Source organism: Nodosilinea sp. LEGE 07298 (assembly GCF_015207265.1).
In the GTDB taxonomy this organism is placed as follows: domain Bacteria; phylum Cyanobacteriota; class Cyanobacteriia; order Phormidesmidales; family Phormidesmidaceae; genus Nodosilinea.
Genome location: NZ_JADEXE010000051.1, coordinates 16,865 through 29,818, shown reverse-complemented (window position 1 = coordinate 29,818; position 12,954 = coordinate 16,865). Strand labels below are relative to the sequence as shown.

Here is a 12,954-nt window from a genome sequence, read left to right as displayed (position 1 = left end):
ACGCCGTCGACCACCTCTTTGAACTCATCGCTTCATCAGGGTGCTCGCCCCCAGCTCTTTTACCGGGTTAATCCTGCGTCTCTGGAGGCTTTCTCATTACGCCTCTCTTGTTGCTGTGACTAGTTACAAGACTAAAAAGAGGGAAAGCGTTAAATACAAGAAACTTGAGCTTAATAAATATGGCTTTTTTCAATCTGAAAAAGAAGTATTTGAGGAAGTAGCTAGAAAAACAGGGTTGATTCAACTAGGTAGCGGTGGCTCAGCATGGTGGTGTAGGCATCCACTCGCCTTTCTTGTTGAAGCTGCTGATGATATATGTTATCGAATTATGGATCTTGAAGATGGTTTTAATATGGGTTATATAGACTACCAAACAACCAAAAATTTGTTGATTGACGTAGCAGGAGAAAGATATAGAAGCAATTTAATTCATGGTATTAACTTATCTGAAAACCGTGAAAACATAAGATTTTTACGTGGAAAAGCTATTAACAAGCTGATTGATGTGGCTGAGAGAGCATTCACTGAGAATGAAGAAGGATTGTTAACAGGTGAGTTTGATGAGTCATTATTAGATCAAGATAAGGAATTAAAAGATAAAATTAAAAATATCAAAAAAGAGATTAAGGATAAAGTATACAACTGCCAAGAAGTTCTTTCAGTTGAAATAGCTGGCTACAATGTTATTTCAACACTGATGGAAGAGTTTATCGCGTCGGTAAATGGCGATCTTTCTATAAGGGATCAGAGAAATAAAAAGAGTGCCAAAGTTAAACAGATATTACCTGGTAAAGCGTTAGAAGAACAGATGTATGGTGAAAAGTATCTGAACACCCTAAGAGTGTTAGACTATCTTTCAGGTATGACTGATTCTTATGCAGTAGCTCTCTTTAAACAAATTCAGGGAATTGCTTTACCTGGTAATAGGTGATTTGACATGGCTCAATCATTGAATTTAAGTTTACTATTCTGAGCTTAGTGGTGCAATGTTGACATTCAGTCTACCTAGCTGGAGCAGCCTGGTAGCAGTAATTGGGGACTTACTTCAGTAGTTTTCGATGTGTCTAAAAGCTTGGTTCCTTAAACATCGAACCCTAGGTGTTTGAGCCAGCACATCTGCTAGACGCTGGTAGAGCGAGTTCACCTGCTGTATTCCGTTGGGGTAAAGCATAGAGGCACTTAGCTGAAAGTGTTGTAGATTCTTGGTTTATAGAGGTCTGCAAAACCTCCACTCCCAGTACGAATCCTGGCGTCGCCTTGAGGTAAATCGGTAGATTGAGGGGCTGAACTTCCTAATTTAGCGGCGATCGCAGACCAAAGACGACACCACTCTTATGTGCTGGCTGATGGAGGCACTAGCCTAGGTCAGCACACCGCCGGTAGGTCTGCGTGCAGGTGCAGAATTCCTCTAGCGTCAAATACTTCCCCAGCCGACGTTCCCGTCATTTCCTAGGCTTCCATCCCCCTATTGCGAGTCGGCATCCGCCTCGGCTGCCCTACCTGAAGTGCCTGAATCGCCTGCACCTGGGCCACCGTCCCTCGGGCGTACTGCTCAATCGTTTGCGGGGCCACCCCCTGCACATCCTGCTGAAATCGGGCATATGGCCCCTGGTGCAGCAGCGTCGCTACCGCTTCTCCCGATTCCCCAGCTCCTAGCGCCGCCGCCGTCACCTTCTGATCCAACTGAATGCCAGTGAGATCGCTGCTTACATAGTCTCGATAGAGATCAGGGTAGCTCTGGATTTTCCCCGTCACCGAGCAGGCGTATTCCAAGTATCGCTGCTGTTGAAGGCTGTCTACAGTCGTCTGGGCGTACTGAAGCAGTTTGGGCAATGCTTCTTTCTTCTCATCATCAGATAATCCCAAAATCTGCTGCTGGGTAAATGGCCCCTGGGCCAGCAGTTGAATCACCTGTCGGGGAGCCTTGCCGGTCTGTAGCGCCGCGCTGGCTACCTCCTGATCTAATCCCTGGGCTGACATTGGGTTATCGCTGTAGCGGGTGTAGAGACTCTCGTAATCCTTGGCATCCTTGAGCGAAGCCTTGGCCAGCGCCAGGTATTGCTGACGCATCAATCGCCCTTTCTCGGACTCTGGCTCCTTCGGCAGCTGGGGCTCGGTCATAGGGCGTCCGTGAACTCATCGAGCAAGTCAGCCGCTGGAGCTGAAACGGTCACAGGCTGTACCAGTGCAGTGCCTGCCTCTGCGGGTAGATTCCCCGCATCAGACGTACCTACCAATTCGGTGCTACCGGATCGAGCCATCCCCAAATCAAATTCCTCGCGTAGGTGCTGAATCTGGGCTTCCATCTGCCAGATGGACTGCTGGGCCAGATCGCGTAGCTCTCCCTCAGAGTGATTTCCCGATTGCCGGTAGGCGAAGGGCAGCCAGAAGGCACGGGTCGCCGTAGCCGCTTTCTCTTTGCCGTTGTAGGTCTCGTGGATGAGCCAAGAGTAGGTGATGCCGTTGGGAGAGGTGCGATCGGGCTCAAAAATGAAGCGCACCCTAGACTTTTTATCAGGATTTGCAGGATCTGGGCTTGGGGAAGGGCTTCGTCCTCGGGGCATAGGTCAAAACTCAGCCTATAAAGTTCAATCGTGATCAGCACTTTGGGCAGATAACTATGATTAGTCACCTATCAAGACAATTTTACACTGCAACACCAGCACATGCTGATCTAATGCCCGTTAGATCTAGAATGCATTCTTCCGATCGACCACGTTCCAGCATTGCTGATTGCTGAAGGCTTTTCTTTCAGGGCCAACAAGCTAAAAGCTCTAGCCGTGCGCTTCTACTGTTAAGTTTTATGAATTAGTCAGCATAGACTCAGCTAACAGCGAATGATTCATCGTAAGATGCTCTCATCAAGGTGTGTGTCTATCAAATTCTTTGCTTTTTGACCGTCGGAAAGCCAAATTCGGGCGGCTGGGATCGATTTGCCCAGGTGGCTAAGAGCTTTGTGTGGATCGGTTTTGGAGATGCAACGATGGACACCCATGACCTTTTGGAAGCGCTATTTGAACGGCTTAACGCCCGACTTGACTTGATCGAAGGCAATCTTCGAGAGCTACGGCAACGCCTGAATGGAGAGGTGGATATGCCTAAGCTGGTAAAGCTTAATAAGGCTTGGCAAATTCTCGGTTACCAGAATTACGATGCCTGTCTCTACAAGGTGCGGTCTGGCCACTATCGGGTAAATAAAGAGATTGTCGATCGCCGATCGCCGGATTCCCGCCGCCCAGACTGGTATGCCGATATCGAGAAGTGTCAGCTGCGCGATCGCACTATGGCCAGCAAGCGGGGCTGATCAGCCCTTAACCCGCCTGCTTTTTCTTCAGAGCAGCAAAGTAAGTCTGGGCCGCTCGCTCCTTAGAAATATGCTTTTGGTAGGTGCCCAGGTTGACGTTAGGGTTATGCCCCATAAACTGTGAGGCTACCGCCGTTGGCAACTCCAGCCAGAGAGCCGCTCTCAAACTCCAGGCGTGGCGCAGGCTATAGGGTGGAAAAGGCATTTCGGCCCTCTGGAAAGCCGTGGACGTGCGATCGCCGTAGTCCTTGTTCATGCGAGCGGTAACGGCGGGGCGGCGCACCTCCCACAGTTGCCAGCGATCAACCCACTCTGGCGGTAATGGAAAGGTCTCGCGCTTCCCGGTTTTTGTTCCATCGGGCACCAGGGCCACCAGCCACCGCTGACCGTCGTACTCACGCCACTCCACCTCACAGAGAAAAGCCTCATGGTCTCTGAGGTTGTAAGTAGCCATCACCGCGGCAATCCACTGCCAGGATTTGTTTTTCATTCCGTCGATAGCGGCAATTATCTCATCGTCATTAGGGATGATGCGCTCAACGTTGCTGAGCCGGTAGTCGCCCTGGCGATCGCGCACCTTAGACTCAATACCGGCAAAGTCGGCCAACCGCTGGAGCTTTTGGCAGGCGACCTGGCGACTGCGGCTATTGGGCTTCCACCGATCCACCACGTCATCCAAAAGATGGGACGTTAATTTCGCCGCTGGTGGTAGCCATTTGAAAGCCGGATACCAAAACTGTTCTCGCCAGCGCAGGGTAATGGCGTCTTCATCGCCCTCCTGCTGCTTTTGCCAATCCTGCTGAAAGCGATTGATCCAGGCCTGGCAGGTTTCGCTGCTCTCTTTGGTGTCGGGCTCAACTTCTCGCCAGTCAAAGCGCTTCTGGGCAAGCAGCGCCCCCAGGCGAAAGGCCTCTGCCTCGGCGTACTCAATACCCGCAGGGTTGGCGTAAACTCCCAATGTGATGAACTGCTGCTTGGGCCGAGTCTCCTTACTATCTGGCCGAGGTGGGAGGGTGCCCCGCAGTGAAAGCTTCTCGCCGCGCTGGTAAAGCCTCAACCCCATCTGAGCCGCCTCTAGCCGTTGATTGGCCGCGTCCACCGTCAGCGCTTTTCGTCCCATGGCGAGCTAGCTCCTGATCTAATTTTGATCTAGAAATACCTCCGTTTATTCTAGTTCAGCCCCATTCAGTCAGTTCTGGCGATGCTTGAAGCAACCGCCTGAAAAGGCCTGAGGGCTTAGGTTTCCTATATGGGCGATACTGGACTCGAACCAGTGACATCCTGCTTGTAAGGCAGGCGCTCTACCAACTGAGCTAATCGCCCGTGCTGCATTTACAACTTTGCATCTTAACAGAGAATTAGGGTAGGTTACCGCGATCGCCCTATATTTTTTTCCTCATGTGCAGTGCTTGCTCCAAGTAATCCAGCATTACCCGTCAGAATGTGTCTATTACCAGCGAGCTTCAACAAGCGGCGTTGTTTAAGCCTCCTATCGTTTACCCTCAGCGTATTGGTACCACACCCAATTGCCCACTAAAGTTAGTGCTAAAGTTAGCCCGCCCCCGAGCCAACCCAGGGTAGGGTTATAACCGCTACGGGCAAGATTGGTCATCCAGAGATGGGTAAGGTCGCTACCGACTGCGCCATCAGCGATCGCAGGAAAAAGGTACATCAGGGCGGCACCAACGAGTAGCCAGCCCACCATAGAGGCCAGCAGAAACACCGTTTTTGCCGTTGACTGCTTGCCGATCATCGCGATCGCTCCATGTCTTCTAATGCTTTAGGCACCGCTGCGGTCAGTACCTCGCAACCGGTTTCGGTTACCAGCACGTCGTCTTCAATGCGAATGCCGATACCCCGCCAGCGATCGTCAATTTGGGGCTGCCCTTCGATAGGTTCGTAGGTGGGGGAGATGTAGATACCGGGCTCGACGGTAACCACGTTGCCTACTTCAAAGGGTTTCCAGGTTTTGTCGGGGTTGCGCAAAATGCCTGCATCGTGCACGTCTAGGCCGAGGAAGTGGCCGGTGCCGTGCATAAAGAAGGCCTTGTGCTTTTTTTCTTCGATGAGGGTGTCGATATTGCCTGCCAGCAGTCCCAGGCCAACCAGCCCTTCGGTGATGGTGCGGGTAGCGGCATCGTGAAACTGATTGAAGGGGGCACCGGGTTTGACGGCATCAATGGCCCGCAGCTGCGCCTCCAACACCAGTTCGTACAAAATTCGCTGCTCGTCGCTAAAGCGTCCCCCCACCGGAAAGGTGCGGGTAATGTCGGCGTTGTAGTAGTCGTAGGCGCAGCCCGCGTCGATTAGCAGCAGGTCGCCGTCCTGCATCTGGCAGTTGTTTTCGACGTAGTGCAAAATGCAGGCGTTGACCCCTGAGGCGACAATCGAGGTGTAGGCTGGCCCCATTGACCCCTCCAGACGAAAGATGTGCTCCATCTCGGCCTGAATTTCGTACTCAAAGCGACCGGGACGAGTGATTTCAAGGGCGTGATTGTGGGCTTTGGCGGCGATCGCGATCGCCCTTCGCAACAGATCCAGCTCCTCGGGCGATTTCAACCGACGTAGGGTTTGCATCATCAGGGTCGCGTCTTCGATCGCCACAGGGCCGGTACCACGCTTGTAGTAGGTGGCCAGCAGCCGCTGCCAATGGTGCATCACCTTGTTGTTCAAGGCTCGGTCATGGCCAAAATGGTAGTAGAGGCGATCGGCTTTTTCTAAATACTTGGGCAGGTGCTCGTCCAGTTCTGCGATCGGATAAACTTCGTCGGCCCCAAACTGTTCCTTCGCTTTTTCAACCCCCGCTCGGTAGCCCGACCAGGTCTCTTTTTCAGGGTCTTTGGGCCGCACAAACAGCACAAACTTGTGCTCGTCGTGGTGAGGAGCCAGCACCGCTACTGCGCCCGGTTCGTTGAAGCCAGTCAGGTAATAGAAATTGCTGTCCTGGCGAAAGGGGTAGTCGACATCGTTGTGCATTACCACCGGGGGAGCGCTGGCAAAAATGGCGGTGCCGCTGCCGATCAAGTCCATCACACGCTGGCGACGATGGGTGTAGGAGGTAGTCATGGCAAAGGATGAAAAGGGTTGAGCGCAACAGAGACCGGGTTCCTATGCGGATTCTAAAAGATTTCTGCTTTTGCCGCAGAAACCCGGTCTCTAGGTCACAGGCATCTTAAGGCGCGATGGTTAGCTAAGCTCTGGGGTATTGGTACACCTGAATTCGCATGCCCTGGCTGGGCAGGTCGTTGGGCCGCACACCCAAGGAACCACTAGAGGCGCGAGTAACCGGGGTGCCCTGCATTAGGCTTAAAAATTCATCTACTGGGGCCAGTTCACAGCTGTCGCCAGCAGCAGTAGTTTCATAGTGCGTCGGAATGACAATTTTGGGCTTCAGCACCTGCACCGCCTGCACCGCCTCAGTAGCAGTATACGCTTTCGGACCGCCACCCACGGGCACCAGCATGACGTCTGGGCGACCCAGCAAAATCTGTTCTTCTACCCCCAAAGGTGCTGCGATACCGCCCATGTGAACGATAGTGACGCCGCCCTGGGTCCACTTCCACACGGTGTTGTTGCCAAAGCGGCGACCACCCTGGCGATCGTGGGCGGTGAGAATGCCCTGAACGCGCAGATTCTCAAAGTCGTAAACGCCGGGGTCGGTCAGCACCCGAGGCTCGCCGGGCAAGTCGTTGAGGTAGCCCTCGTCAAACAGGCGACTGCTGATCATGACAATGTCGGCAGGCAGCGCCGGAGACGGAAGCCCCTCAGTACAGCCAATGCTGCGGAAGGGATTGACCAAGATACGTCGCCCGCCGCCAGTAAAGAGAAAAGCCGTGTGACCCAGGCTGCGGATGGTAACCCCTGCACTCTGGGCCTGGGCTTGGTTAAGTACACCCATCCCCAAGGTGACGCCTACTCCTGCCCCTGCATAACCCAGTAGTTTTCGCCGTTTCATTGCTCTTTTACTCCCACACAGTACGTATAGTCGTGGCTAGCCTAGTGTAGACCGTGAAACGCTGGTTTATCGCCTCAATGTAAGCCAGCGATGGAACTGGACAGACCAAGTTTGGATTTTAAATTTGGCAGATTTAGGTTTGCCGACACCCAGGGGTCTGTAGGGTGCATTAGCGGCCCTTAACCCTGCGCATTTCCCAGGCTAGCCCTGAGCCGCAATGCACCGCTTACCATCGTGAGTAGCTCGATCAAACCCGCAGTAGTGGCTGGTGGGCAGTGCCCACCCTACATTAGCTACGCGGGTTGGGGGCTGAGCTCAGGACTGGCTTTACCGCTGACGATCGCATCCTCTACCCCATAATCTTCGGCGACCAGACGGGCGGTCATTTTGGCGGACATCATCACGCTCGGGGTGCCAGCACCGGGCTGGGTACCAGCGCCCACCAGGTACAGACCGTTGATATCTTCACTGCGGTTATGAGGCCGGAAAAAGGCCGACTGCACCAGCAAAGGTTCGAGGCCAAAGGCATTGCCTGCGTAGGCATCGAGGGTGCCCTCGAAGTAGTCGGGGGTGATGTAGCTGTGGCACACCAGCCGCTCTCTCAGGTTGGGTAGGTAGCCCCGCTCGTCGAGAAAATCGAAGACGATATCGCGTAGGCGATCGCCCATTTCGTTCCAGTCTATGCCTGATTTGTTATTGGGCATGGGCACCAGGGTGTAGGCGGCGTGGTGGCCAGGAGGTGCCAGGGACGGGTCGGTGAGCGTCGGCAGGTGCAGGTACTGGGAGAAATCTTTGGGCAAGATCTTGCGGCCAAAGATGTCTTTGAGCAGCTCTTCGTAGCGGGGGCCGAGGATAATGGTGTGGTGGCGCAGCTTTTCGGTTTCGTTGCCGTCGGCCTTAAAGCCGAAGTAGATCACAAACACCGACATTGACTGCTGAGATAGCTTCACCCGCAGGTCGCTGTTCCAGAAGCGGTACTGGGGCTCGATTAGTTTGCCGTAGGTAGTAGCCCAGTCGGCATTGGAGACGACGACATCGGCCTCCATCGTAAAGTCGTCGCCCAGGGTGACACCGGTCACCACTTTTTTGCCGTCTTGGCGAGTAACGTTGATTTTGCTGACCGGGGCGTTGTATTTGATGGTGCCGCCCAGATCTTCAAACTTTTTCACAAAGCCCTGCACCAGCGCCCCAGTGCCGCCCATGGCAAAGTGAATGCCCCAGGTCTTTTCGACGAAGTGAATCATGGCGTAGATGGCGGGCACCGACAGAGGGTTGCCGCCCACCAGCAGCGGCTCGAAGGTGAACACCTGGCGCAGCTTGTCGCTCTTGAAGTAGCGGCTGCTAAAGCGGAACAGGTTGCGCACGGCGTCGAGCTTGAGCAGGTCGGGGGCGACCTTGAGCATGGTGCCGACGTCGCCAAAGTGGGTGTAGCCCAGCTCTAAAAAGCCCCGCGCAAAGATGGCGCGAGACTGCTCGTGGAAGCGTTCGTAGCCCTCTAGGTCGCCCGGTTCGCCCAGGGCCAAAATCTGCTCGCGGGTGTGGGTTTCGTCGCCGTCGTAGTCAAAGAAGGTGCCGTCGTCGAAGTAGATGCGGTAGAAGGGCAGAATCGGGACGATCTGCACGTAGCGGCTGGTGTTGGGGCCGCCCGAAACGCCTTCTTTAATCCGCTTATTCTCATCGACGATGGTGGAGGGGAAGTCTTCGGCAGTCAGGTTGGCGCGATCGCGCTCCAGCGAAAACAGCTCCTCAATAAAGTGGGGTACCGTAATCACCGTTGGCCCCATGTCGAAGGTAAAGCCCTGCTCCCGGCGCACGTAGGCCCGCCCGCCGGGAGCATCTAGCGCTTCAACAATAGTGGTGTCAAACCCTAGGCTTTGCAGGCGAATGCCCATAGACAACCCGCCTACCCCAGCCCCAATCACGATCGCCTGCTTCCGGCCCATGCTTGACTCCTGAGAGAACTGTTACAAACGTTAATAAGTTATCCGTATTCTACTACTCTTAGCTCCTGGCGCACGGCCTCAAGCCGTGGCATGAGGGAACATTCAGCTCTCCTAACGCTGCTGTGCCAGCGCTATAACAGCGTCTACCGCAAACCCATCCAGCGGTCCCAGCGTTGGCAGTGGGTCGATGCCAGCACAAATAATGGGCAGCTCTGCCCCTTGCCACACCCAAATTTGCTGCCGCTGAATATCAATTAACCAGGCTAGCTGAGTGCCATTAGCCAAACAGTGCAGAATTTTGGCCTGTAACTCTAGCGTGCTCTGATTTGAGGAGCGGATTTCAATTAACCAGTCTGGTGCCCCCTGCAATGGCCCGTCTGTTTCAGGCAGACGATCGCTAAGCACAACCACAATGTCGGGTACAGGCGATAGCGGCGGCACAATGCAGCGCAGTTCTTGAATCGCTTCGTAGGCTGTTGTTTGGGCGTTAATTGCGTTAACTAGGTTGCGCTGTAAACGCGAGTGAAACAGGGTGGGCATGGGTTTTTGCTGGGCCTGCCCATGGATAAATTCCCAGGCCGGTGAACCGTCGATATCGTCCTGGTTTAGGAATGCCGCTAGGGGACTGGTCGTAATAGGTGATTGCGCCATAGCTTAACCCCTAAGATGAAACATACCGATCATAAGCTGGCTACCCTAAGCCATCGCAGGCACCGGCAGCGACACCAAAAAATTCCGCAAAATTTGCAGGCCCGACTCGGTCAGAATGCTTTCGGGGTGAAACTGCACCCCCTGAAGGTGAGGGTAGTCGCGGTGCTGTACGCCCATGATGGTGCCGTCTTCGACCCAGGCGGTGATGTCGAGTACCTCGGGGCAGGTGGCGCGATCGATTACCAAACTGTGGTAGCGGGTGGCCAAAAAGGGATTTTCTAGGCCCGCAAACACGCCCTGGCCGGTGTGGAAGACGGGAGAGGTTTTGCCGTGCATGAGTTCGGTGGCGCGCACCACGTTGCCGCCAAATACCTGACCCATGCTCTGGTGGCCTAGGCACACGCCCAAGACAGGCACCGTGGGGCCAAGTTTCTCGATAATTTCTAAAGAAACGCCGGAGTCATCGGGAGTGCCGGGGCCAGGGGAAATAACAATGCCGTCGGGGTTGAGTGCGGCAATCTGCTCAACGGTAATATCGTCGTTGCGAAAGACGCGCAGATCGGCCGCTACTGGCAGTTCGGCTCCCAGTTCGCCCAGGTACTGCACCAGGTTGTAGGTGAAGCTGTCGTAGTTGTCAATGATTAAGATCATGGGCGCAGGCCAAATGAGGGCTAAAGAATCTGTAGCTGGATCTGCTGCCACAGGGGCGGCAGCAGCAGGCAGGCGGCGACCGATACTGAAATCAGCGCTGAAATTAGCACGGCGGCGGCGGCGCAATCTTTGGCAATCTTGGCGAGTTCGTGGTACGTCTGCTGCACGGTAAGGTCTACCACCGATTCAAGGGCCGTATTGATCAGCTCCAGAGTGAGTACGACCCCGCAGGTGAGGATGATCACCGCTAGCTCTACCCGGGCCAGGTGAAGAGCGATCGCCAGTCCCACCGCCAGACTACCCACCACGACGTGAATGCGAAAATTGCGCTGAGTGCGAAAGGCGTAGGCTACCCCCTGCCAGGCATATGTAAAGCTCACCAGCAGATTGGTAGCTACGCGCCAGGAGAGCGATCGGCTGACCGCATCGAGATTGCCCTCGGGCACTGGCACCACCGACTCAGAGTTTTCGCTGTACAGGGTCATAGATAAATATAGATAGAGGCGATCGGGCAATATGCCCCTATACCGTACCGTGGAGAACGAATCAGGGCCAATTTAGCCTACTTTTTCAGACTTTAACCCAGCGGCAGCGAGCAATTCGCTCTGTTTATCTAGCATAGCGACCAGGCTGGGCTCGTCGGGATGATCCCAGCCCAGCAGGTGCAAAAACCCGTGGGCGGCTAGCCAGGCGGTTTCCCACCGCAGCGAGTGGCCCGCTTCTGTCGCCTGACGGGTGGCGGTATCGAGCGAAATAATAATGTCGCCGAGGTAAAGGGGTTCACTATTTAACAGCTCATCGGCCAGGGGAAAGTCGGTTTCCAGCGCGGCAAAGGAGAGCACGTCGGTGGGCCGATCGAGCTGGCGGAACTGCTGATTGAGGGCTGCGATCGCATCATCGGTGGTCAGCTTGAGCGCCAGTTCGTAGGCCCCAATGGGCGACCCGGTCAGCGCCATCTGCTGGCCCCACTGGGCAAACCAGCGCTCCCATTCATCATTAGTAACCAGCCCAGCGTCTGGATGGTCGGTTTCTAGCACCACCTCAAGGGTAGGCAGCGAGGATATCGTGGTGGCCATGGGGTTAACGGGTTAGGTAAGCCAGACCGACCAGCAGACTCAGCAGCGCGGTCACGGTCAGGGAGAAGTGGAACAGCGATTTGCCGCCCTTCTTGACCATGTTGCGCATGGCAAGTTTGACAAAGCTGGGGGGCGCTTCGGCGGGTTCAGGAGACAGTTGATCGGTCGTGGCGGTGTCTAGAGTTGATTGGTCCTGACTCATGGGGAACGCTCCAATGCTAGATAGCTTTAATGTACCGGGTTTTTTGGGCCATTAGCAGACGGTCAAACTGGCGGCGATCGCTCGCTGCTAACTCAAGCATCAGTAGGTGGCCTGCAATCGACTCAGCAAGTAGTCTCCGGCGGTAATTGGCGGGTACTGGGGCGGATGGCCTGGCCCCTGGCATGTGGGCAGGCAGCCAATCAAGGCGTCGGCATTGGGTTCACAGAAAAAGGCGATGGAATAGCGATCTCGCTGGGCCTTTTCGCCCTGGGGCAGGCTCACCCGATGCTTGGTCGAGCGAAACACGCCGTTGCTCCACCGCTCGGTCAGGTCGCCGGTATTGATCAGCACAGCATCGGGAATAGCTGGGGCGGCGATCCAGTCTCCCTGAGCGCTGAGCACTTCCAGACCGCCGACATCGTCCTGAAATAGCAGGGTCAGGGTGCCGTAGTCGGAATGCGCCCCGGCCCGAGTTTGGCCTGGTTTGGGGGAGATAGTCAAAGGGGGGTAGTGCAACAGCCGCAGGGTATAGTTTTGAGCCGTGTGGTGGGCCACGATAAACTCTTCTGGCATGTCTAGCGCCAGGGCAAAGGCGCGAAAAATACTGGCCACCGCCGTAGCACAGGTGTCAAAGAAGTCGATTAGAGTGGCGCGAAAATGGGCTGGCTGGGCGGGCCAGCGGTTCTGCACCAGGGCAGCTTCTCCAATTCCGGGACGGATGCTCGTTCCGAGTTGGTTCCCGAACCCTGCGCGAGTCGCGGTTTCTGCGGAGTCAATCTCTCGGCCCAGGTTAAAGGCTTCTTTGAGATCGCCGGGCTGGGTTTCGTCGAGCCGCTCGCGCTCCAGACCGATGTAGCCCCGGTTGCTGACTTCGCTCGACCAGGCGATCGCCTGCTTCTCAGCCAGAGGCAGGGCAAAAAACTGCTGGGACTGAGCAAAGGCAGCCGCGATCGCCCCCTCGGGAATACCGTGGTGAACGAGATAGAGAAATCCCACGTCGCGACAGGCGTGATAGATGTCAGCCGCCACCTGAATCTTGCCGACCGGATCATTGATGAGGAATGGAGAAAAATCGATCAGCGGGATCTCAATCTTGGGAGCGATCGCCATGGGCAAACCTGATTGCAGTAGAGCTGTCCTCGGTGGCGGGCACGGCCCACCCTACGCCCCCT

General features: G+C 55.1%; 15 protein-coding genes and 1 tRNA gene. 2 read left to right on the top strand and 14 right to left on the bottom strand.

Features of this window, described 5'->3' with window-relative positions:
* Positions 1 to 115 precede the first annotated feature (115 nt).
* A complete protein-coding gene (locus tag IQ273_RS09675; protein WP_194022962.1) occupies positions 116 to 931 on the top strand; it encodes a hypothetical protein in 816 nt (271 codons plus the stop codon).
* A gap of 518 nt (positions 932 to 1,449) precedes the next feature.
* On the opposite strand, the gene IQ273_RS09670 is transcribed toward IQ273_RS09675, so the two are convergent.
* Together IQ273_RS09670 and IQ273_RS09665 are read right to left on the bottom strand one after the other, a co-directional pair.
* Entirely contained in the window at positions 1,450 to 2,121 is a 672-nt protein-coding gene (locus IQ273_RS09670) for a hypothetical protein (protein WP_194022961.1), read from the bottom strand.
* Complete coding sequence (locus tag IQ273_RS09665) at positions 2,118 to 2,564, bottom strand: hypothetical protein (RefSeq protein ID WP_228052674.1); 447 nt, start codon at positions 2,562 to 2,564, stop codon at positions 2,118 to 2,120. Before IQ273_RS09665 ends, IQ273_RS09670 begins: the two co-directional genes overlap by 4 nt.
* A 419-nt stretch (positions 2,565 to 2,983) precedes the next feature.
* Between IQ273_RS09665 and IQ273_RS09660 the strand changes: the two genes are divergently transcribed.
* Complete coding sequence (locus IQ273_RS09660; protein ID WP_194022960.1) at positions 2,984 to 3,304, top strand: hypothetical protein; 321 nt, start codon at positions 2,984 to 2,986, stop codon at positions 3,302 to 3,304.
* Positions 3,305 to 3,311: 7 nt separating this feature from the next.
* On the opposite strand, the gene IQ273_RS09655 is transcribed toward IQ273_RS09660, so the two are convergent.
* The 12 genes from IQ273_RS09655 to IQ273_RS09600 form a co-directional block, all read right to left on the bottom strand.
* The gene (locus IQ273_RS09655) at positions 3,312 to 4,424 is read right to left on the bottom strand and encodes a hypothetical protein (RefSeq protein WP_194022959.1); all 1,113 of its coding nucleotides are present in this window, start codon (positions 4,422 to 4,424) and stop codon (positions 3,312 to 3,314) included.
* Between the two features lie 130 nt (positions 4,425 to 4,554).
* Positions 4,555 to 4,627: transfer RNA gene (locus IQ273_RS09650), tRNA-Val, on the bottom strand.
* A gap of 166 nt (positions 4,628 to 4,793) precedes the next feature.
* Positions 4,794 to 5,057 carry a hypothetical protein gene (locus tag IQ273_RS09645; protein ID WP_228052667.1) on the bottom strand — a complete coding sequence of 88 codons (264 nt, stop codon included), beginning with the start codon at positions 5,055 to 5,057 and terminating at the stop codon, positions 4,794 to 4,796.
* Entirely contained in the window at positions 5,054 to 6,370 is a 1,317-nt protein-coding gene (locus IQ273_RS09640; RefSeq protein WP_194022958.1) for an aminopeptidase P N-terminal domain-containing protein, read from the bottom strand. The genes IQ273_RS09645 and IQ273_RS09640 overlap by 4 nt, the downstream gene beginning before the upstream one ends.
* Before the next feature lie 124 nt (positions 6,371 to 6,494).
* Positions 6,495 to 7,259: an MBL fold metallo-hydrolase gene (locus tag IQ273_RS09635; RefSeq protein WP_194022957.1), complete on the bottom strand. Its 765-nt coding sequence runs from the start codon at positions 7,257 to 7,259 to the stop codon at positions 6,495 to 6,497.
* Between the two features lie 293 nt (positions 7,260 to 7,552).
* The gene (gene crtI, locus IQ273_RS09630; protein WP_194022956.1) at positions 7,553 to 9,202 is read right to left on the bottom strand and encodes a phytoene desaturase family protein; all 1,650 of its coding nucleotides are present in this window, start codon (positions 9,200 to 9,202) and stop codon (positions 7,553 to 7,555) included.
* A 111-nt stretch (positions 9,203 to 9,313) separates the two neighbouring features.
* Positions 9,314 to 9,853, bottom strand: coding sequence for a Uma2 family endonuclease (locus tag IQ273_RS09625; RefSeq protein WP_194022955.1), 540 nt, complete (start codon positions 9,851 to 9,853; stop codon positions 9,314 to 9,316).
* A gap of 45 nt (positions 9,854 to 9,898) precedes the next feature.
* Positions 9,899 to 10,504 carry an aminodeoxychorismate/anthranilate synthase component II gene (locus IQ273_RS09620; protein ID WP_194022954.1) on the bottom strand — a complete coding sequence of 202 codons (606 nt, stop codon included), beginning with the start codon at positions 10,502 to 10,504 and terminating at the stop codon, positions 9,899 to 9,901.
* Positions 10,505 to 10,524: 20 nt separating this feature from the next.
* Positions 10,525 to 10,989: a diacylglycerol kinase family protein gene (locus tag IQ273_RS09615; protein ID WP_194022953.1), complete on the bottom strand. Its 465-nt coding sequence runs from the start codon at positions 10,987 to 10,989 to the stop codon at positions 10,525 to 10,527.
* Between the two features lie 72 nt (positions 10,990 to 11,061).
* Complete coding sequence (gene ybeY, locus IQ273_RS09610; protein WP_194022952.1) at positions 11,062 to 11,580, bottom strand: rRNA maturation RNase YbeY; 519 nt, start codon at positions 11,578 to 11,580, stop codon at positions 11,062 to 11,064.
* 4 nt (positions 11,581 to 11,584) lie between these two features.
* On the bottom strand, positions 11,585 to 11,782 hold the full coding sequence (locus tag IQ273_RS09605) for a DUF3285 domain-containing protein (protein WP_194022951.1): 198 nt from the start codon (positions 11,780 to 11,782) through the stop codon (positions 11,585 to 11,587).
* A 99-nt stretch (positions 11,783 to 11,881) separates the two neighbouring features.
* The gene (locus IQ273_RS09600) at positions 11,882 to 12,892 is read right to left on the bottom strand and encodes an isopenicillin N synthase family oxygenase (protein ID WP_228052660.1); all 1,011 of its coding nucleotides are present in this window, start codon (positions 12,890 to 12,892) and stop codon (positions 11,882 to 11,884) included.
* Positions 12,893 to 12,954 lie beyond the last annotated feature (62 nt).